This is a genomic window from Pseudomonas sp. JV449, from assembly GCF_032424295.1.
In the GTDB taxonomy this organism is placed as follows: domain Bacteria; phylum Pseudomonadota; class Gammaproteobacteria; order Pseudomonadales; family Pseudomonadaceae; genus Aquipseudomonas; species Aquipseudomonas marginalis.
In genome coordinates, this window is the sequence record NZ_VYKD01000017.1 from 20,951 (window position 1) to 40,065 (window position 19,115).

The following is a 19,115-nucleotide window of genomic DNA, read 5'->3' on the forward strand; positions in this document are numbered from 1 at the left end:
ATGAGTCTCAAGCCATATAGGTTTGTCTAGAAAGCCTGCTGACGTTTATTAAGATTTTCTTTTCTGTTAGCGGCATGTAATGGGCCGGACATTTGGTAGGCAGGAGAGAGTCCTGCAGGAATTAGCTTTTTTTGGAGAGTGTATGCTTAAAACATTAAGTCGGGTGCTGGCCAACATATCTGTAATGTCGAAACTGTCAATCGGGTTCGGACTCATCATAATCCTAACAGTCTTGATCGCTTATACTGGGTATTCGGGCATTTCGATCATGAACGACCGCAGTGAAAGAATTGGCGATATTTCAAAACTAGGAGCGCTGACGAGAGACATAAGAATTGAGCGTTTATCATACATCTTGAACTCTGATCAAGAGCATGCCCTGTCTTGGCTCAATGCGTTGGACTTGCTAGAGTCTCACGTGGATAAAACTCGGCTTAACTTTAATGTTCCAGTAAATATTTCTCTTTTTGATTTAATGAAAAAGGTATTGGTTGATTATCGGAGTCAGTATTTCATTGTTGTGAAAGGTACCGAGGCTAGGGAGGCTACGCGCGATTTACGCGCACGATTTGCTGAATCTGCAAAGCAAGAATTAGACAAGCTAGAAGTGTTTGCAAATGGGATAAATGGAAACTCGGATTTGCGTTCAGTGCTTGGCGTAACCACGGCGCAATATAATAAGATGAGGCTTGACGTCAGAGAATATACTTTTACTCGCGGCAAGAGTGCTCAAGACAGAGCACAGGATTCACTGGCTGCACTGCTGGAAAATGTTAAAAGCCTTGAGAGTTATTCATTTCCCGCTGAAAGCCTCAAAGTTTTTGAAAGCACTTTGGTAGGATTTCAAAATACGTTAAATAGCTTGGCAAGCGAACAGCTAAAGATAGATCAAGCTCAAAGTAGTATCTCGGCTGATATAAAGATTTTGCTGGATGCTGCAGACAAACTTAACTCAACCCAAATCATGTTGCGTAAGGTCGATATCCATGATGCAGAGTACGCGTTGGCAATAGGGCTAGCCATAGCGCTTATTATCAGCGTGTTTGCTGCATTCATCATTGCACGACTGATAATAACCCCCTTATTATTGACGGTTTCAATTGCTGAAAAAGTGGCGAATGGTGACTTAACGTACGATCAACCACCAACCAGACGCGATGAACTTGGTCGCCTTCAAAACAGCATGCAAAAAATGACTCTAAATCTCCGCCTCTTAATGAATGGATTGAAAGATGGGGTTGTGCAAATTGCCAGTGCTGCTGAAGAGCTTTCAGCAGTTACAGAACAAACAAGCGTGGGTGTTCAAAACCAGAGGGTGGAAACCGACCAGGTCGCCACGGCGATGAATCAGATGGCGGCTACTGTGCAAGAAGTTGCTCTGAATGCAGAGCACGCCTCAGCGGCGGCAGTAGCCGCTTCCAAAGAGACTCGCTCAGGAGACGAGCTAGTCGCCAAATCAATCGACATAATTGAAAAGCTGGCTAATGAGGTTGACAATTCAATGTCAGCGATGGCGAATCTTAAATTAGAAAGCGACAAGATTGGGGGCGTTCTGGATGTAATAAAATCTGTAGCCGAGCAAACTAACCTGCTAGCACTCAACGCTGCAATTGAAGCCGCGCGAGCAGGCGAAGCTGGGCGGGGATTTGCAGTTGTTGCGGATGAAGTCAGGAGCCTGGCTCAGCGCACTCAAACTTCTACAGAGGAAATTGCTAGCTTGATCCAAAGCTTACATATAGGGACCGATAAAGTCGCTACGATTCTGGGGGATAGTCAAGTGTTAGTAGAAAGTTCAGTTGAGTTTACTCGGCAGACGGGCCTATCTTTGGGAAGTATAAGTCGTTCAGTCTCGGAGATCGAATTGCTTAATCATCAGATCGCAACATCGGTGGAAGAACAAAGCGCCGTAGCTGAAGAGATCAATCGAAGTATCCTACATGTGCGGGATATATCAGAACAAACTGCAGCCGCCAGCGAGGAAACAGCATCTTCAAGCACTGAGTTGGCCAGATTAGGCGTACAGCTGCAGACGATGATAGGTAAATTCTCGGTTTAAACTCAAGTGGTTCTAGATCAGAAAAGCAGTATCTGATCTGGGCCGTTGAGCAATGGTGGCGGATACGTTGTCTGCCAATCCTTAAGTCCTGCCAAGCTAGCACTCGACAGATCGCCGATGCGAAAAAATGGGACTTTGTAAAAATAAGTCCTGGCCGAGGGCTGGCTAATGCAATACGAGGTGTCAGCCAACGCGAAGCGAAAGCAGCGGCACAAATGATTCAAAGGCAGCGCTCCTCAGGCTTTTTTTGAGACAGAAGCCCCTGCTTTTGCCAAGAGTTCAAAAGCTTTTGTGAACGCGTTAAAAATATTCCGTCCCTTCATCGGTAAGCGTCATGCCTCTAGAAACACGATTGGAAAGCTTGACGCGAGCCAATCCTCCAGAATCAACATACCTGCTTGCTGTAGGCTAAAGCCCTAGAGAGGGTGCAGCAAGGCGGCCCTAGCGGGCTGCCGCTTGGAAGGCATGGACGGGGGGCGACAGATGTTCGCAATGATCTTGCAATGTTAGTTTTTTTAATACCAGACCATAGTTTATTCTGCTTTTCGAGTTAGCCCGAACTCGGGATACTAAATGTCAGAGCCACGGCGCTTTCAAAGGTAGCCAGCATGCGAACCAAAAATAGAACAGTGCCACACGCCTTAGGATAAAGTCCCGAGCGGTAGCGCAAACCAATTTCTTTTAGCTAACGGCGTAGCAAGCACCACTGGTAGTGCCGGATATAAGGGCTGGAGTCTGTGTTTTGCGCGGACCCTTCCATTAAATAGTGTCTGCTGACAGCTCAGTTACAGTTGCTGTTGTGCGCTTATCACTTTCCAGTGGATATTATTAAGGGTCAGTATAAATCGGTCAGGACGTGAGTGCATGGAATGAAAATTGAAAGCCACACGGCGCGAATAAATTTACGGTACGAATAATTTCCTATTTTCTATTGCTCTATGTTGTTGCATATGTCGATCGGTCAAGCATCGGCGTGGCGGCTCTATTGATGAGCACTACGATTGGCTTCGATTTGAGCACTTAAGGGCTGGCTGCTGAATGTATTTTATAGGCTATTTTCTATTCAAGTGCCTAGCAAAATCTTTCTCGACAATTCAGTTCTTGTGGCAGTTGAGGGGGTGGCTGGCCATTATCTTATGGGGGGTCTAACCATTTTAACTGAAAAAATGACTTTGCATTCATGGTGTTATCGGAATTTTTGACCTCAAGCGCTTTTATGCGAGAGGTCTTAGGAATTAAGTAGCGGACTCAGATTTACGATTATAGACAGCTGTTAAGAATGACTCTAGCTTACTTGCCTTATCGGCGCTTTTGCAGCGTTTTCGAATTATACTTCGATTAATGGTTTGTGCATTTGATTTGGTTGGTTTTTACTTTTTTATAGAAGAAAAGTTTTCTTCTATCAGATTGTATTGTTTGGTTTTAGGGTTCTCACCGGTATATCCAGGATTGCTCAACTCTGGCGCATGATTAAACCTTTCGTGTTGTGGGTTATATTTAGCTGTTTGAACCACACTAAAAGCCTTTAGATCTCCGCAGCGGCTTCCATTGTTTACAGCAAGGTTTGTCAAAATTTGGTGGCGCAGAAAGTGCTTGTCTGATCCGTTGGCTTTCTACAGTAAAGCGATTTTGGTGACTTGAGTTTACGAGGTTAAACATGAATATAAAACAAAAGTTGGTTTCGCTTTTTACTTTAGTGGCCTGCTTGCCTGTGGTTGTGGTTGCTATTCTTGTAGTCTTCAAGCTGCGGACTCAGGCATCAGAGGATTTTCAAGAGAGCAGCAAGCGTGATATGGGATCAATCATTCTCAGTATGCAGCAGTTTTTCTCAGCGATTGAAAAAGATATTGATTATATCGCAGATCAGGCTCTGATAGCTTCTACCAGCGGATTGAAGAATTTTTCCTCCGCAAATGCTGCTCAGATCCCTATGACTGAAAGCGGGCTTAAAGTGATGCAATTCTTCGAGCCCTATGTGGCAACTCATAGAGCTACGACCTACTTAAAAATGGGTATGACGGATGGGGGGTACGTAGTCTGGCCAGATGACCCTAGTCAATCCAGTTATGATCCACGGGTAAGACCTTGGTACAAGGCCGCAATGGCACAGCCTGGAAAAACGGTTCGTACTCCGGCTTATTATTATGACAAGGCAAATACAGCCCTTCTCGGTACGGCCAGAACCGTGAGTGATTCTAGTGGAGTTCCCCGCGGCGTAGTGGGGCTAGATGTCTCTTTAGATCGGCTCGGAGATCTTGTTAGAAGTGTCAAGCTTGGCGAAACTGGATTTTTGATGGTGGTGGAAAGAGATGGCAACGTTTTATTCGACCCCCGCCAGCCGGAGCACAATTTCAAAAAGCTAAGCGATCTAGGTGCTTCCTATTCACATCTAGACGGGATTAAGAGCGGGCCCGGTCTAATAGATTTGGAAGGTACGACCTATATGGTAAATGTGGTCCCTGATAATCAGTTGGGCTGGAGGTTTATAGGTCTGATCGAGCGCGATGAGGTGATGGCTGAAGCAAATCGCTTGACTTGGCAGATTGCTACGATAACAGCAGTACTAACATTAGTATTGGCGCTAATGGGAGCGTTTTTTTCAGGATTTATCGTCCGTCCAATCCGCAGTGTCTCAGATGGCTTGGAATCGATCGCGCAGGGCGACGGTGATTTGACCAAAAGCTTGGTTGTACAAGGTAAAGATGAAACCGCAGCCTTAGCGAGGTGGTTTAACCAATTTCTAGGAAGCATACGCGATCTTGTCGGTAGTATCGCCCAAGCATCTACCGATCTGCGACATGCTTCAGAAGCCACCACCCAGACGGCCGACAGTATGAGCGACGTCGCTGGCCGTCAGCGCGGAGCAATCGAAATGGTCTCAACCGCGTTCAATGAAATGGTCGCCACCTCGAACGAAGTGGCCCGCTCTTGCAGCCAGGCAGCTACCGCAGCGGACGCGGGTCATCACAAAGCACAGGAAGGCTGTGGTCAAATTGAACGAGCGACCAGCAACGTAAATCTTCTCAGTGGCAGTCTCACCAAGTCAGCGCAGGAAATGGCAGTGCTGGAACAGGACAGCCGCAATATCAACACCATTTTAGATACGATCCGCAGTATTGCAGAGCAGACTAATCTACTCGCGCTCAATGCTGCAATTGAGGCGGCTCGGGCTGGCGAACAAGGTCGAGGGTTCGCCGTGGTAGCAGACGAAGTGCGCGCCTTGGCGAAGCGCACTGCCGATTCAACAGGCGAAATCGATGATTTATTAGGAAATCTGTCACGTAAAACGCAAGAAGTGACACGCCACATCGAGACTAGCTTGGCTCTCTCGCAGACAAGCGTCTCCTCTATAGGGGAGGCGCGCGTTAGCTTCGAAAACATCCGTCATTCGGTAGAGGAGATCCGGAGCCAAGCTCTACAAATTGCCACCGCGGCGGAAGAGCAGCACCAGGTGGCTGAAGAGATCAACTGTCATATTGCTCAGATTCAAGAAGACTCGATGGATGTGGAAGTACTCGCTCAGACTACGAGCCGGGATTCGTCACGCCTCTCGAAGCTATCCACCGAACTGGACGTCTTAGTACGGCGCTTTAAGACCTGACGTGCCGTTGGATCAATGACGTGTACAGCCTTTGAAAAAAGCAACGCGTCCTTGGATTCGAAGGCTATAAACGTGTCCCGGTGAATCAACGTGGTCAACGCAAAAGGCCGCAATCTTGAAAGTTCGAAAGTTTTTTTTATAAATGAGAGGGCGGTGATGACCACTCTGATGAAAGGAGCTATGAGGCTCAGTGACGCGATTGAACACACTGAGCTAAGTAAGGCCAAGTTGGTGGCCGGCGCCGACGCTATGAGTCGAGAAATGATGTGGGTCCACATTGTCGACCATCCAGAGATCTGTAACTGGGTAAAGCCTGGAGAGCTGCTCTTGACTACCGGTTATAACTGGCCAGAATGCGATGACGAATCGAGGGAACTGGTAAAACAACTTAGCAAAATCGGGTTGGCAGGGGTTGTTATGGCTGTCCCGCATTTTCGAGAGCATTTCTCAAGCGCTACTATTGAAGAGGCCAACTTTTGTCAGCTGCCGCTGCTAGAACTTCCATGGGGCATCCAGTTCAGTGACATAATGCACGATGTACTCGCCCGCATAATTGTTGTTCAGGCAGAGGTCATCAGGCGGTCAGACCTGATTCACCGTACATTGACGGAAGCGGCGTTAGAGGTAAACAACCTTGCCGGGTTAGCGCGTGCATTACACGCATCCTTAGAAAAGCGGGCGGTAGTGGTCTCTATCGAGGGGGATCTTCTCGGAGCATCAGGCGGGCCAGTAAGCGAAGATGATGAGCGGCGTTTTATTAGAATGATTGACGCGCGCAGGGCGAGCGAGCTGTCTGGAGAGAATATTTCGTCTCCCCTGACGGTGAGCGACCGCCCAAACGAACGACGCGTGGGAGGCGTAGTTAGATTGCGTGGGGAAATTGTTGCTGTTATCTGGCTAGTTAGCGAGACTGGGGATTTTAGTGAACTGGACATTCGTGCTCTAGAGCATGCCGTGGTCATCGCAGCCTTGCACCTTACGTATCAGCGTCAGCTCACTGATCAAGAAACTCGTCTTGGCTACGCTTTTGTAGATGGACTGCTCGAGGGTAATTTTTCTGCTACACCAAGCGCAGTAGAGCGAGCGCAGAGCTCTGGTTGGAGCGAGACTAGGGATTACAGGGTATGCCTTGTACTCCTAAATGAGCCGATACCGCTTTCAGGTGAAGGGCTCGACCGTCGTTCAAAAATGGCTGACCGTGTTTCCACCAAGCTACGGTGTCTTAACGTTGTGCCGCTAATTTCGGTTTCATCGAACCACGTTAGCTTTCTGCTTCCGTCGGAGGTATCACCCAATATGGTGTGGAGATCGGTACGGATTGAAGGGTGTGCGATGGCTGTGAGTAGGATTCACCAAGGAGTCGCAGGAATGGCTCTGGGGGCGGAGGATGTTGTGGCACTGATCCCATATTTGAAACCAGGATGTATTCACGACTTCGAGGAGGTGCTCTTTCCTCGCGCTTTGATGGGGGATGCTGATGCCCGCGTTCTCTTACTTAAGAAGCTGATTGACCCGTTGAAAAATCCGCGGCGTGGTAACTCTCTTGTCGATACCGTACTTTGTCTCGCCAATGAAGGGTTTCAGCTGTTAAATACATCGCGTGCACTTAATATTCATATAAGCACCTTGCGGTACCGGATTGAGCGAATTGAAAAACTTCTAAAAATTTCCTTAGATAATCCGGATGACCGGTTTCGTCTGCAGGTTGCTGCTCAAATGCATTCGCTGGTTTCCGAAGCCTTCTGAATGCGGTGACGTGACAGTCGGAAAGTAACGTACTGGTTCAGCAAGCCTTCTGAGTAATCCGAGGGAACATTTTTAGCGGAAAAATTACCTGTTTGACAGTACCTGGTAAAGTTTAAACGGTCCATCCGAGCTTAAAAATCGTAGTTTGGGTACTAACCTTTAGGTTTTATTTGCTACTTGTCGAGCGTATCTATGGCTATGGATGGCTCGGTACGATTCGAGAACCGACATACAATGGTGACCAATAATGATTCCGAAACAAATTTCACCTGCGACCACTCGTAGTCAGCATATATCCAACGGCGTCGCCGTTGCGCATCCGATTAAAGTGAGTCGGGCGGCAGGTGCCTACATTTGGGACGACCAGGGTAAAAAGTACCTCGATTTTGTGGGGGGTATCGGAGTGCTCAACGTTGGACACAATCATCCTAGGGTGGTCGAGGCTGTACGAAAGCAGCTTGAAACGTTCTCGCATGTATGTTTTCAAGTTACAGCATACGATCAATATATTGAGCTTGCGGCCAAACTGAACAACCTGATCGGCGGGTCTCTACATTACAAATCAGTATTTTTAACCACCGGTGCTGAGGCAGTCGAAAATGCGATCAAAATCGCACGCGCCTATACTAATCGCCCGGGTGTGATTGCATTTCGTGGAGGTTTTCATGGGCGTACGCTGATGGGTATGAGCCTTACTGGTATGAGCCAACCCTATCGACAGAACTTCGGTCCGCTTGCGCCAGATATTTATCACACCCCATTTCCTAATGATTATCGGGGCGTCTCTACCGAAAAGGCTTTGGCCGCTCTCCAAGAAGTTTTCGACACGCAGATCGCCGCAGACAGAGTGGCGGCAATTATTATTGAACCAGTCCAAGGTGACGGAGGTTTCATCTCTGCCCCTGTTGACTTTATGCACGCGCTGCGGAAGAAAACACAGGAGTTAGGGATTGTCCTAATTTGCGATGAAATACAGACCGGTTTTGGGCGCACGGGTAAGCTTTTTGGCTTCGAACACTCGGGCATTCAACCTGACCTCGTAACTGTCGCTAAAAGTATGGCAGGAGGCTTGCCTATTTCCGGAGTAGTTGGACGGGCGGAGATCATGGACGCGCCTCTTCCAGGGGGCTTAGGAGGTACTTATGGTGGCAATCCGCTAGGTTGTGTGGCTGCGCTTGAAGTTATAAAGATTTTTGAGTCTGAACATTTACTTCAGCGCAGCCGAAGCATTGGAGAGCAGCTTCTTGCTGGTTTTACCAAGTTTGAGAACGAATTCAAATCCATAGGTCACGTACGTGCCATCGGTGCCATGGCTGCTGTAGAGTTTGTAAGCGATCGTATCGGCAAAGTGCCTGATGCCACAATGGCACAAAATGTTATCGACGCTGCGCGCGAAGAGGGTTTGTTACTAATTAAATGTGGCGTTTACCGTAACGTGGTGAGATTCATTTGCCCGCTGGTGATTTCAGAGCAAGATGTGGCAAAAGCTCTTGCCATGTTTGAAAGGGCGTTGGTTGCCGTCAATGCATAAAGGCCGTAGGCACGTATTGTTGCAACATTTATGTTGGAGTCGCCCAGTGAGCACTATCTCACACTGCAACGAGAAAGCAAGATACTCTAAGTTTTGAGTCGCATGTGATCAAGATAGCCCTGATAGGAAGTTTCAACACAAGCCACGTTTCACTGAGACTAAATTTTAGCACTGATATAGATATAGCAGGTATATAATCATGAAGGTTTTTCATTCGCCAGCTAGCTTATTACACGCGCCGGTTACTTATTTTCGCCGTGGTAAGGCTATCCCTCATCTGGAGCAGCCGGCGCGATACGAACTGCTACTCAACGCCGCGTTCACTGCCGGGCATGACATTGAGCTGGCAGGCGTTTTTGGCATTGAGCCCATTCAAAAAGTTCATAGTAGTCGATACCTCAGCTTCCTTAAGGAGGCATGGGATCGTAGATCCGAAATTGAGCCGGGGTTGGAGCATATATTACCGTCCCATTTTAAAAGGCCAGAAATGGATCAATATCCTAAGCATATTATTGGTCAAGTTGGTTTTCATATGGCTGACCTCTCGACGCCCATCCATGAACGTACCTATGAGGCGGTCATGGCAAGTTCGGATATAGCATTAAGTGCAGCAAAACACGCGATCGCCCATGGTCATGCCTATGGTCTTTGCCGTCCTCCTGGACACCATGCTTCAGTCGAAAGCGCTGGCGGTTTTTGCTTTATTAATAATACAGCGGTTGCCGCGGCGTATATGCGGGACACCCTTAATTGTCGGGTGGGGGTGATTGATATAGATGTTCACCACGGCAACGGCACACAGAATGTTTTTTATAGCAATGAGGATGTCGTGACCGTATCGATTCATGCCGACCCATCCAATTTTATGCCTTACTATGCTGGGTATGCCGACGAAACGGGCGTCAGCGCCGGATTGGGATATAATCTTAACCTACCGTTACCCCATGGCTCAGGTGATCAGATTTATCTCAATGCGATCGCTTATGCGCTCGAGTTTTGTCAGCGTCAAGGAGTTGAAGCCCTAGTCGTAGCCTTGGGACTAGACGCCTCTGAGGAAGATCCAAACGGTGCCCTGGCAGTCACAACTCGCGGCTTCTTCGCTTGTGGCCAGCTCTTAGGGAGCACCAAGTGGCCGACTACCTTGGTGCAGGAAGGTGGCTATCTGAGCGAAATTCTTGGCGAAAACCTAAAAGCTGTATTAGGCGGATTTGACTCGTCCAGGGGATCTCTCGCGGGATAGCCTGACTAAATGAGGCTCAAAGCCCCTAATCGGGATCTCACTGACGCTGAGGTTCGCCTAAGTCTAACGAAAAAAGCAGACCTACTTGTCCGTAAGATGTTTGTTAAAAATATCAGTTACGGAGGATATTCAAGCGTAGGTCACTAAATAAGTCACAGCAGGGCTTGGCTAAGTATTACCAATGACCTGCTGTGCATCAGCCCTATAGCGCTCAACAAAGTCCGCGCAGGTCTCGGATCATTATCAAAAAGGTCAATTTAACGTGAGAGAAGTGGACAGCTTCATTGCTACTGTTGGGGATGAGATTCGTGAGATCTTAAACAGGATGCAAAATATACTGGATAGCGTGAATCAGGTTTACGACAATATTGATATGCTTCAGGGTCAATATATTAAAGTAAGGGATAATTTGGCGGCAGGTGTGGCGGTTGATACCATCGCGCTCCAGCGCTCGTATGAAGCCTTTGCATCGGAAATTAAAGTGTTCGAACGCATGACTAGAAGAGCACTTGGTCTGATTGGCCGGCGCCTAGATGAAATTAGAAGTGAGGTAATATCTTTTAAAAGATTTTATGAGCATGTTCAGCTTTCACCGGGACTTGTCGATGCTGTAGAGGGTCTTATCGATGAACTGGATAGAATATGTAAAGCAGTAAAAGATGGTCTTGAATACATCAGCTCGTCTGTTGCACGTTTTGGCGTCCTCTAGTACACCGCTAGCTAGACGAGCAGACTCAGTCCGAAGTCGATATTTTGCTGGATGTGATGTTCATTTTTTTGTAGGAGGTGGCGATTGAGATTTGATGACCTGCAGTAGATGATTTGTTTGCCAGATAGTAAATTGGTTGCGGTCATGCTGAGATTAAAGTTTCCGCAGCGTCTAATCTCTGCATAATGTTATCTCTGAATTAAACGCTCGCTGAGTCATAGAGCCTTGTCCGTGTTTTATGTTTTTAAATGGGGTCTGACATCTAGAAAGAGCTTGAATCTACAGGAGTTTGTTAACGGCGTGCTGGTCCCTAAGCCTCGGATGAAATATTGACGAGATCTCCTTGTTGAAATTGAACATTGTTTTCTTGAGTTGTGCCACTAGTTGTTTTTGCTTTCGAAGTGCCTCTAGTGATGCTTAGTTCAACATCTGAATTTATTTTGGAAATGTATCAGCTTATTGATGGTGCAAAAATCTCAAGTAAATAATGCCGTGTCTGCGGACAAAATGATACTCCTTACCCAATTTTTCCCTCCTAGGTGCCAAGATGTCGCTTATTCAGAACATAAAATTTAAATCAAAGCTGCTCGCTGCTTTCGGGCTGTGCGCAGTCATTACGGTGGCGGTTGCGATGCTGGGTCAATTAGGCGGTCAGCGTATTTTCGTGTTGCTGGAAGGCGCAGTCGGAAACAACGTTCTCTCGCTGCAGAAAACCGCGTCAGCTAAAGCCCGGATTGTCGCCACAAATCGTGACCTACACCTTGCACTTGAGTTTGCGAATAGAAAAATGAGAGGCGATCAGGTAAACACTGCTATCGCATCGTTCCTTAACAACCAAGTGGAAGCAGACAAAGAGTTTCGGATCTACCTCACCACCCCGCTCGACGATGATGAGGCCGCCGCTGCCAGAGACTTCGATCGGGACTGGCCCGCTTATGTAGTCTCTGCACAGAAGGTATTTGAAATGCTCCAAACTGGCAATGTCGAACAGGCTGGTAAGGTTGCGGATGCTGAAGTCGACCCAATCTATACCAAGTTAATGAGTGAGCTTAACACCATCATTGAATCAAATACTCGACAAGCGGGCGAGTTGGTTCAGATCGGTAAAGAAACACGTTCACAAGTTACCTGGGTTTTGGTACTCGGTACCTTCATTGCCGTCGCATGCTCAATAGGTTTGGGGTTGTTAGTCACACAGTTGATCACCCGACCTCTCCATAAGTCTGTGGCGGGTGCAAGCCTAATCGCCGAAGGGGATTTGACTCAACCTATCATGGCAACTAGCACAGACGAAATGGGACAGTTACTAACAGCTTTGTCTGAGATGCAAGGCAACCTCAGAATAACCGTGCAGCAGATTGCTGATGCGTCGGACCAGGTTGCCTCGGCCGCTGAGGAACTGACGGTAGTAACGGAGGAAAGTACCCGAGGTTTGGTACGCCAAAACGACGAAATTCAGCAAGCGGCGACCGCGGTCAATCAAATGACCGTCGCTGTTGAAGAGGTGGCGCACAATGCCGTCAGCACTTCGCGGGTTTCCAGCGACACCGCTGACGAGGCCATCCGCGGTCAGAAACAGGTGCAGCAAGCTGCAAATGCTATGAAAGCGATGTTTACAGATATCACCCACTCGACGCTGCGAGTCGAAACACTGGCCAGCCAGATCCGTGACATCACTAAGATACTTGACGTGATTCGTTCAATCGCAGAGCAGACCAATTTGTTAGCGCTGAATGCTGCCATCGAAGCTGCGCGTGCTGGCGAGCAGGGACGGGGTTTTGCCGTCGTGGCCGATGAGGTACGGGCGCTTGCTCACCGTACGCAAGCCTCAACACGCGATATCGAAACGATGATCAGTCAGGTTCACACTGGTGCTGACGAAGCCGTTGAGTCAATGGCGAAGAGCAAAAATATGGCTCACAGTATCCAGTTACTTGCTACTGAGGCAGGATTAGCTTTAGAGCGTATCAGTGAAGGCGTCAACCAAATCAACGAACGAAATATGGTTATTGCCAGCGCAGCCGAAGAACAGGCCCAAGTCGCTCGAGAAGTAGATCGAAACTTAGTCAACATCCGGGATATTTCGGCGCTAACAGCTGCAGGTGCCAACCAAATTACTGCCTCAAGCCACGAGCTTTCACGTTTAGCAACGACATTAAACAGAACGCTAGGCAAGTTCAAGTTGTAATCGGTGTATAGGTGGACACCATCGCGTTAAGCGATGGAGTTAGGAAGATATGTTGTCCAGACCGTTACAATGATCCGTTCTGCTAGTCGTGGGCTATCGCTCTGGAATTCGTCCCGATCGCGCTTGTGGAACTGGTGTGGATGGCATTCCAGAATTTACGCCGCAATCTTGGCTCGCCAGTATGTGATGGTCAGACACTCACTGAGTTGGACCGCCTGCGCGATCATCTTCCGCATCTGGAACCGGTTATGCTTAGAGCCGCATCGGCTGCGCCTTGTTCAAGGAGAGAACCCAAGCGCGCATTGGTATTTACCGCGTACATTAAATTTTTGATCAAGAGCCCTAGGACAGAAGCGTCACGTACGGTTCTGTGAGCTGCCGGGGGGGCGGCGGCTCGATTTGCTGGGTAGCTGCGCAGTTGCAAGCGGACCGCGGCGATGATTAGCTTTATGCAGTCGGATAGCATAAGAGCTATCCGGTTCTCTGAGCTTACAAAAAGAGCTGCTACTCATTCTTTGAAAGTTGAATTAGGGAAGGCTTCCATCAAGGTGTTTCTAATCCAGTTTATGAACCATTCGGTACTTTCTGCCATCGCTTGCGGCGGTGTCAGAAGATAGTAGCCTCCCATCAGAGCTGACTCTTCGGGGCATCGAATCAACGAGCCATCAATCAATTCTGTCGCTACCAGTAATTCGTTAGCTAAAGCGATGCCGAGCCCGCGCTGTGCTTGGTTTAGCACTACATCAGCACTGACATGTGATATGTCAGTACTGACACGCGTGTTCAGTCCTTTTGCGGCGAACCATGCATTCCAGTAATTGCCATGGTCGGTGTGGATAAGCTGGCACGAAGCAAGGTCTGCCAGCGTAGGTTTGCTTGAAAGGCTTGCGAGAAAAGCTGGTGAGCAGACGGGAAACGCAAGAGGTTTGATAAGTAGCTCTTTGGTGGCTGGGAGGCTCTCAGCCAATCCGTAAGCTATCCCCAGGTCGGCTCTCGCTGGATCAACCGATGTGAAAGAAAAATTGGGCTCAATAGAAATTTTGAGTCCTGGCCGAAGTCTGCGTAACTGCGCGATCCTAGGTGTCAGCCAGCGCGAAGCGAAAGCAGGGGCGCAGATAATTCGAAGCCATCGCTCCTCAGGCTTCTTTGAGACCGAAGCGCCGGCCTCTGCCAAGAGCTCAAAAGCTTTGGTGACCGCCTTAAAATATTCCGCCCCTTCCGCGGTCAGCGTCACTCCCCTGGAAGTACGATTAAATAGCTGGACATCAAGCCACTCCTCCAGAATTTTAACGTGCCTGCCTATTGCGGGCTGGGTGACATGGAGCGCTTGAGAAGCTGCAACGTAGCTGCCCAGACGCGCTGCCGCTTCAAAAGCACGAACTGCGTTGAGAGGAGGCGTCCGATAGAGGTTCATGGCAATTTCCTGGTGTTATTTTTTAACACTAGCCCGCAGCTTATTCTGCTGTTCGAATTAGCTCAAACTCAGGATACCCGCCCTCTGAAAGATGGCGGTGCTCAATGCGAAAATCCGCGCTAGTGTTGCATGCGGTTTGACAGCAAGGTGTTCACCTCTTCACGACTAGGCGCGTAAGCCCCGGCATGCGAGCAAGACACCGACGCACAAGCAGCGGAGAACTCCAACCGTGCGTGCGGTTCTTCGATGCCTAGAAACGTCGATGCGAGCCAGCCGGCCATACTCGAATCGCCTGCACCCACTGTATCAGAGACTTCAACGGCGATCGCGGACTGTTCAAATTTCAGGTTGGCATCATACAACACCATGCCTTTTGCTCCACGGGTGAAAAGAATCTGCGTACGAGTATTCATTGTCCGCAACTCTCGAAGGGCCTGTTCTTCGTTCAATCCAGGGTATATCTGGCGAAGGTCCTCATCCGAAAGCTTTATGATATCTGCAAGCTCCACCATGGCCGGGAAAGTCAGCTCGCGGTAGCGAGTGTCCATAAGGTTGCGCCAGTTCGGGTCATAGCTAATCAGCTTGTCTTCTTCCTTTACTCTCCTGGCCACCTCAACAAGCCTGTCCCCCAATGGCTGACGGGCAAGGCTGATACAACTGAAGTGACAGAGTCGAGCCGCATCCAACCAACCTGCAGGGAGTTGGTCCACATCAAATAGTAGATCGGCCTCGCCCGCAAAGAAATACCGGGGAGGGTGGCTGGAGGGCACGATCGCTACCAGAGGGTCAGCGTCAACTCTCTGGAGGAATCTCATGTCCAAGCCGGCAGCCTTCGATTGCTGTGCGAGCTCATCGCCCAATGAGTCGGTACTGATCGAGCCAGCGAATGCGGTGGGCACGCCCAGGCGGCTCATTGCGCGGGCCACGTTCCAAGGCGCGCCACCTGGATAGCCCTGCCACTTTCCGGGCGAGTGTTGAACCACGTCGGTCAGAGCTTCACCAAACACAACAACACTCGGCAATTGCATATTCATCCTCTCTTGTATCCGGCAGGGGGGCCTATCGTGCCCGCCATCGATAGGCGCGGTCTCACCGTACCTGCGTGATCGGTAGCGATGGGTAAAGACTGTCTCGGTTGAAGAGTTTCACGGCTGTAGTGCGCCGGTAGTCGCTGGGCGTCTGATGCATTTCATGACGGAAATGGCGATTGAAATTGGAGACGTTCTCGTAGCCAACCTCGAAGCAGATTTCGGCGACCGTGAGCTGTGTCTGGACGAGTAGCCGACATGCACGCTGGATGCGCAGCTTGCGCATCAGGTCCATGAACCCGTGACCAGTGATTCGTTTGAAAAAGCGCGAGAAACCGGCCTCGCTCATCCCAACTCGCTCGGCGATGACAGTTAGCCGGACGTCGGATGTGAGCTCATTGATCAAGTAGTCGAATGCCTGATTAATTCGCTCCGAGCTGCGTTCGTTCAATGAAGGCGAGTAGCAGGCGCTGGCCAATACCCGAGTCTCTCGCTTTGGCGCCCTTGCAAGGGTGCCTATCAGTTGCAGGAACATGATCAGGCGCTGAAGCCCGGTCGCCTCGCCGATTCCCTCAAGCAGCAAAGCGGCCTCAATGGCCGTCCCCCCAGTAAACTCGATCCCACGTTGTGCCAGCTCAAACAGCGTTTTCAGCTCCGATAGCTCAGGCAATGAACCTTGGAGGTCGAGCAGGGCGGCACCATCAAACTGCAGAACCACATCGCGGCCCACGAGTTGCTCTCCCGGCGCGACGTCCCCCATCCAGTCATGGGGCAGACCGGGGCCAATCAGTGCGACATGTCCTGCTGTGAAGGGCCCGATGTAATCCCCGGCTAAAAGCTTGCCGCTTCCTTGCCGAATCAGGTGGATTTCATATTCCGGATGGTGGTTCCAGCGGGCGAGATCGTATGGATAGTCGTGCTCGTACCATCGAAAGCTCTGATCGGGTTCAGGAAGGATGACCTCAAGATCTGCTGGTCGGTGCTCGAACAAAGCGGCGCGGTTATCAGGCATCTTGTGCCCCTTTTATAATTGTTCTGTGGATCGGATGTGCTAACCATACGCCGATCTCACCCGGCACTGATAGCTCAACTATTGCAGCATGGTAATACTTTTTTGATTCCTGACTGATGTCGATGTCAAGGTCAAAAAAGTATCAGTTCGGCGTCCGGGATTCGTTTGAGGGCGGATCTGGTAGGTGATCTAATCGTCGCGTCCACCACTGCAATGTTGTCAGAATTTGCTTTGTAGTGGTCAACAACAAAAATAATAGCTCCGGTCAGATTGGCTTGGAGCGGAGAGCCCCATGAAGATTACGAATGCGCTAATTCTTTCTACTGGTCTGTCATTCGCCCTTGCCAGTCACGCCGCTGAAACGCTGACCATCGCGACGGTCAACAACGGCGACATGATCCGAATGCAACGGCTATCCAAGGTCTTCGAGCAGCAGCATCCCGACATCAAACTGAATTGGGTCGTGCTCGAAGAGAACGTTCTGCGTCAGCGCCTGACCACTGACATTGCTACTCAGGGTGGTCAGTTCGACGTGTTGACCATCGGCACCTATGAGACGCCAATCTGGGGTGCAAAGAACTGGTTGGAGCCGATGAAGGATCTTCCGGCCGGCTATGACGTCGACGATATCTTTCCTGCCGTGCGTCAAGGCCTGTCCGTTAACGATACGCTCTACGCATTGCCGTTCTACGGCGAAAGCACCATCACGTACTACCGCACCGATCTGTTCAAGGCTGCAGGGCTGACGATGCCGGAACAGCCGACCTGGTCGCAACTGGGCGAGTTCGCTGCCAAGCTCAACGATCCTTCGAAGGATCAATATGGCATGTGCTTGCGTGGCAAAGCTGGCTGGGGCGAAAACATGGCGTTGCTCAGCACCATGGCCAACGCCTTCGGGGCGCGCTGGTTCGATGAGAAATGGCAGCCTGAACTCAATAGTCCCGAGTGGAGGGCAGCTGCGACGTTTTATGTTGATACACTGAAGAAATACGGTCCTCCGGGAATATCCAGTAACGGGTTCAACGAAACACTGGCCCTTTTCAACAGTGGGAAATGCGCGATTTGGGTTGATGCAAGCGTGGCTGGATCTTTCACCACCGATAAGGAGCAGAGCCGGGTGGTCGACAGCGTAGGTTTCGCTCCTGCGCCTACCGAGGTTACCGACAAAGGGTCCTCGTGGTTATACGCCTGGTCATTGGCAATCCCTGCCACCTCCAAGCACAAAGAGGCCGCCAAATCGTTCATCACCTGGGCCACCTCCAAAGAGTACATCCAACTAGTTACCGATAAGGATGGCATCACGAACGTACCACCCGGTACACGTATCTCGACCTACAGTGACGCTTACCTCAAGGCCGCGCCGTTTGCTCGGGTAACGTTGCAAATGATGAAGCACGCTGACCCGTCGCAGCCTTCCGCCAAACCTGTTCCGTACGTGGGCATCCAATACGTGGTGATCCCCGAGTTCCAGTCCATCGGTACATCTGTAGGCAAGCTTTTCTCCGCTGCATTGACAGGCCAAATGTCGGTTGAGCAAGCGCTGGCTTCTGCCCAGTCCACAACCGAGCGGGAGATGAAGCGTGCGGGCTATCCCAAAAAGTAAATAGCCTCTTACCTCCGCCGGCTTAGCGTCGGCGGTCACAGCCGCACAGGTAAATAATCATGAACACGTCCATTATTCGAGCCCAGCTTGCGGCCTCGGCGCCATCACGCGCACGCCGTTTGATCAATCCAGGATGGTTTCTGGTGTCGCCATCGGTTGCACTTTTGTTGCTCTGGATGATCGTGCCGCTGGCCATGACCGTTTATTTTTCGGTGATCCGGTACAACCTGCTCAATCCAGGGGAAAACGAGTTCGTTGGCCTGGAGAACTTTGCCTATTTCATGACAGATTCGGGTTTTCTTCCCGGAGCGCTTAACACGTTGATATTGGTGGGCAGCGTGCTGCTGATCAGCGTGGTTTTTGGTGTCCTGATCGCAGCCTTGCTTGAGGCGAGCGAGTTTTTTGGGCGCGGCATTGTCAGGGTGTTGCTCATTTCGCCTTTTTTCATCATGCCAACCGTAGGTTCGCTGATCTTCAAGAACCTGATCTTCCACCCTGTCTCCGGGATCCTCGCAGCGGTATGGAAGTTCTTCGGAGCGCAGCCCATCGATTGGCTGGCTCATTACCCACTCTTCTCTATCATCGTCATCGTTTCCTGGCAGTGGCTGCCTTTTGCGATCTTGTTGCTGATGACAGCTATGCAGTCGCTCGATCAAGAGCAGAAAGAGGCGGCCCGATTGGATGGGGCGGGTGCCCTGGCCATCTTCTGGCATTTGACCCTGCCACATTTGGCCAGACCCATCGCGGTGGTGGTGATGATCGAGACGATTTTCCTGCTGTCGGTATTTGCAGAAATCTTCACCACAACAAATGGCGGACCAGGCTTCGCTTCGACCAACCTTGCCTATCTAATCTACAACCAGGCACTGGTGCAGTTCGATGTGGGCATGGCTTCGGCCGGTGGTCTGATTGCGGTGGTGATCGCTAACATCGCGGCGATTGTGCTGGTGCGCATGATTGGCAAGAACCTGACCGACAAAGCCTGAG

At 50.0% G+C, this 19,115-nt stretch carries 11 protein-coding genes and 4 pseudogenes; 12 read left to right on the top strand and 3 right to left on the bottom strand.

Annotation, left to right across the window (positions count from 1 at the left end; all coding sequences use genetic code 11):
- Nucleotides 1-268: 268 nt before the first annotated feature.
- From F6S08_RS31465 to F6S08_RS31490, 10 genes and pseudogenes are all read left to right on the top strand, one after another.
- Nucleotides 269-1,198, top strand: a pseudogene (locus tag F6S08_RS31465) (methyl-accepting chemotaxis protein); the annotation flags it as partial.
- A gap of 144 nt (nucleotides 1,199-1,342) precedes the next feature.
- Complete coding sequence (locus F6S08_RS31470; RefSeq protein ID WP_409999768.1) at nucleotides 1,343-2,056, top strand: methyl-accepting chemotaxis protein; 714 nt, start codon at nucleotides 1,343-1,345, stop codon at nucleotides 2,054-2,056.
- A 1,657-nt stretch (nucleotides 2,057-3,713) separates the two neighbouring features.
- Nucleotides 3,714-4,802 (top strand): annotated as a pseudogene (locus tag F6S08_RS31475) (cache domain-containing protein); the annotation flags it as partial.
- A gap of 348 nt (nucleotides 4,803-5,150) precedes the next feature.
- Nucleotides 5,151-5,657: pseudogene (locus F6S08_RS31480) on the top strand (methyl-accepting chemotaxis protein); the annotation flags it as partial.
- Between the two features lie 156 nt (nucleotides 5,658-5,813).
- Nucleotides 5,814-7,403, top strand: coding sequence for a PucR family transcriptional regulator (locus F6S08_RS16645; protein ID WP_315871930.1), 1,590 nt, complete (start codon nucleotides 5,814-5,816; stop codon nucleotides 7,401-7,403).
- Nucleotides 7,404-7,650: 247 nt separating this feature from the next.
- On the top strand, nucleotides 7,651-8,934 hold the full coding sequence (gene gabT, locus F6S08_RS16650) for a 4-aminobutyrate--2-oxoglutarate transaminase (protein ID WP_315871931.1): 1,284 nt from the start codon (nucleotides 7,651-7,653) through the stop codon (nucleotides 8,932-8,934).
- Nucleotides 8,935-9,133: 199 nt separating this feature from the next.
- Nucleotides 9,134-10,174, top strand: coding sequence for a histone deacetylase family protein (locus tag F6S08_RS16655; RefSeq protein ID WP_315871932.1), 1,041 nt, complete (start codon nucleotides 9,134-9,136; stop codon nucleotides 10,172-10,174).
- A 262-nt stretch (nucleotides 10,175-10,436) separates the two neighbouring features.
- Nucleotides 10,437-10,883, top strand: a complete 447-nt coding sequence (locus F6S08_RS16660) for a hypothetical protein (RefSeq protein ID WP_315871933.1) — start codon at nucleotides 10,437-10,439, stop codon at nucleotides 10,881-10,883.
- 547 nt (nucleotides 10,884-11,430) lie between these two features.
- Nucleotides 11,431-12,213: pseudogene (locus F6S08_RS31485) on the top strand (MCP four helix bundle domain-containing protein); the annotation flags it as partial.
- Nucleotides 12,208-13,071, top strand: a complete 864-nt coding sequence (locus F6S08_RS31490) for a methyl-accepting chemotaxis protein (RefSeq protein ID WP_409999769.1) — start codon at nucleotides 12,208-12,210, stop codon at nucleotides 13,069-13,071. The pseudogene F6S08_RS31485 and the gene F6S08_RS31490, both read left to right, overlap by 6 nt.
- A gap of 508 nt (nucleotides 13,072-13,579) precedes the next feature.
- Here F6S08_RS31490 and F6S08_RS16670 read toward each other — a convergent pair.
- The 3 genes from F6S08_RS16670 to F6S08_RS16680 form a co-directional block, all read right to left on the bottom strand.
- Nucleotides 13,580-14,485 carry a LysR substrate-binding domain-containing protein gene (locus tag F6S08_RS16670; RefSeq protein ID WP_315871935.1) on the bottom strand — a complete coding sequence of 302 codons (906 nt, stop codon included), beginning with the start codon at nucleotides 14,483-14,485 and terminating at the stop codon, nucleotides 13,580-13,582.
- Nucleotides 14,486-14,604: 119 nt separating this feature from the next.
- Nucleotides 14,605-15,513 (bottom strand): carbohydrate kinase, encoded by a 909-nt coding sequence (locus tag F6S08_RS16675; protein WP_315872023.1) that lies wholly within the window; start codon nucleotides 15,511-15,513, stop codon nucleotides 14,605-14,607.
- 61 nt (nucleotides 15,514-15,574) lie between these two features.
- The gene (locus tag F6S08_RS16680) at nucleotides 15,575-16,525 is read right to left on the bottom strand and encodes an AraC family transcriptional regulator (RefSeq protein WP_315871936.1); all 951 of its coding nucleotides are present in this window, start codon (nucleotides 16,523-16,525) and stop codon (nucleotides 15,575-15,577) included.
- Between the two features lie 292 nt (nucleotides 16,526-16,817).
- Here F6S08_RS16680 and F6S08_RS16685 point away from each other — a divergent pair, with 292 nt between their 5' ends.
- On the top strand, nucleotides 16,818-18,128 hold the full coding sequence (locus tag F6S08_RS16685) for a sugar ABC transporter substrate-binding protein (RefSeq protein WP_315871937.1): 1,311 nt from the start codon (nucleotides 16,818-16,820) through the stop codon (nucleotides 18,126-18,128).
- 59 nt (nucleotides 18,129-18,187) lie between these two features.
- Complete coding sequence (locus F6S08_RS16690; protein WP_315871938.1) at nucleotides 18,188-19,114, top strand: sugar ABC transporter permease; 927 nt, start codon at nucleotides 18,188-18,190, stop codon at nucleotides 19,112-19,114.
- Nucleotide 19,115 lies beyond the last annotated feature (1 nt).

Excerpts from the sequence above, each read along its gene's own strand:
- F6S08_RS16690 (WP_315871938.1), top strand. The coding sequence starts at position 18,188 with ATGAACACGTCCATTATTCGAGCCCAGCTTGCGGCCTCGGCGCCATCA.
- F6S08_RS16680 (WP_315871936.1), bottom strand. The coding sequence starts at position 16,525 with ATGCCTGATAACCGCGCCGCTTTGTTCGAGCACCGACCAGCAGATCTT.
- gabT (WP_315871931.1), top strand. The coding sequence starts at position 7,651 with ATGATTCCGAAACAAATTTCACCTGCGACCACTCGTAGTCAGCATATA.
- F6S08_RS16645 (WP_315871930.1), top strand. The coding sequence starts at position 5,814 with ATGACCACTCTGATGAAAGGAGCTATGAGGCTCAGTGACGCGATTGAA.
- F6S08_RS16675 (WP_315872023.1), bottom strand. The coding sequence starts at position 15,513 with ATGCAATTGCCGAGTGTTGTTGTGTTTGGTGAAGCTCTGACCGACGTG.
- F6S08_RS16655 (WP_315871932.1), top strand. The coding sequence starts at position 9,134 with ATGAAGGTTTTTCATTCGCCAGCTAGCTTATTACACGCGCCGGTTACT.
- F6S08_RS31490 (WP_409999769.1), top strand. The coding sequence starts at position 12,208 with ATGCAAGGCAACCTCAGAATAACCGTGCAGCAGATTGCTGATGCGTCG.
- F6S08_RS16670 (WP_315871935.1), bottom strand. The coding sequence starts at position 14,485 with ATGAACCTCTATCGGACGCCTCCTCTCAACGCAGTTCGTGCTTTTGAA.
- F6S08_RS16685 (WP_315871937.1), top strand. The coding sequence starts at position 16,818 with ATGAAGATTACGAATGCGCTAATTCTTTCTACTGGTCTGTCATTCGCC.
- F6S08_RS31470 (WP_409999768.1), top strand. The coding sequence starts at position 1,343 with ATGAATCAGATGGCGGCTACTGTGCAAGAAGTTGCTCTGAATGCAGAG.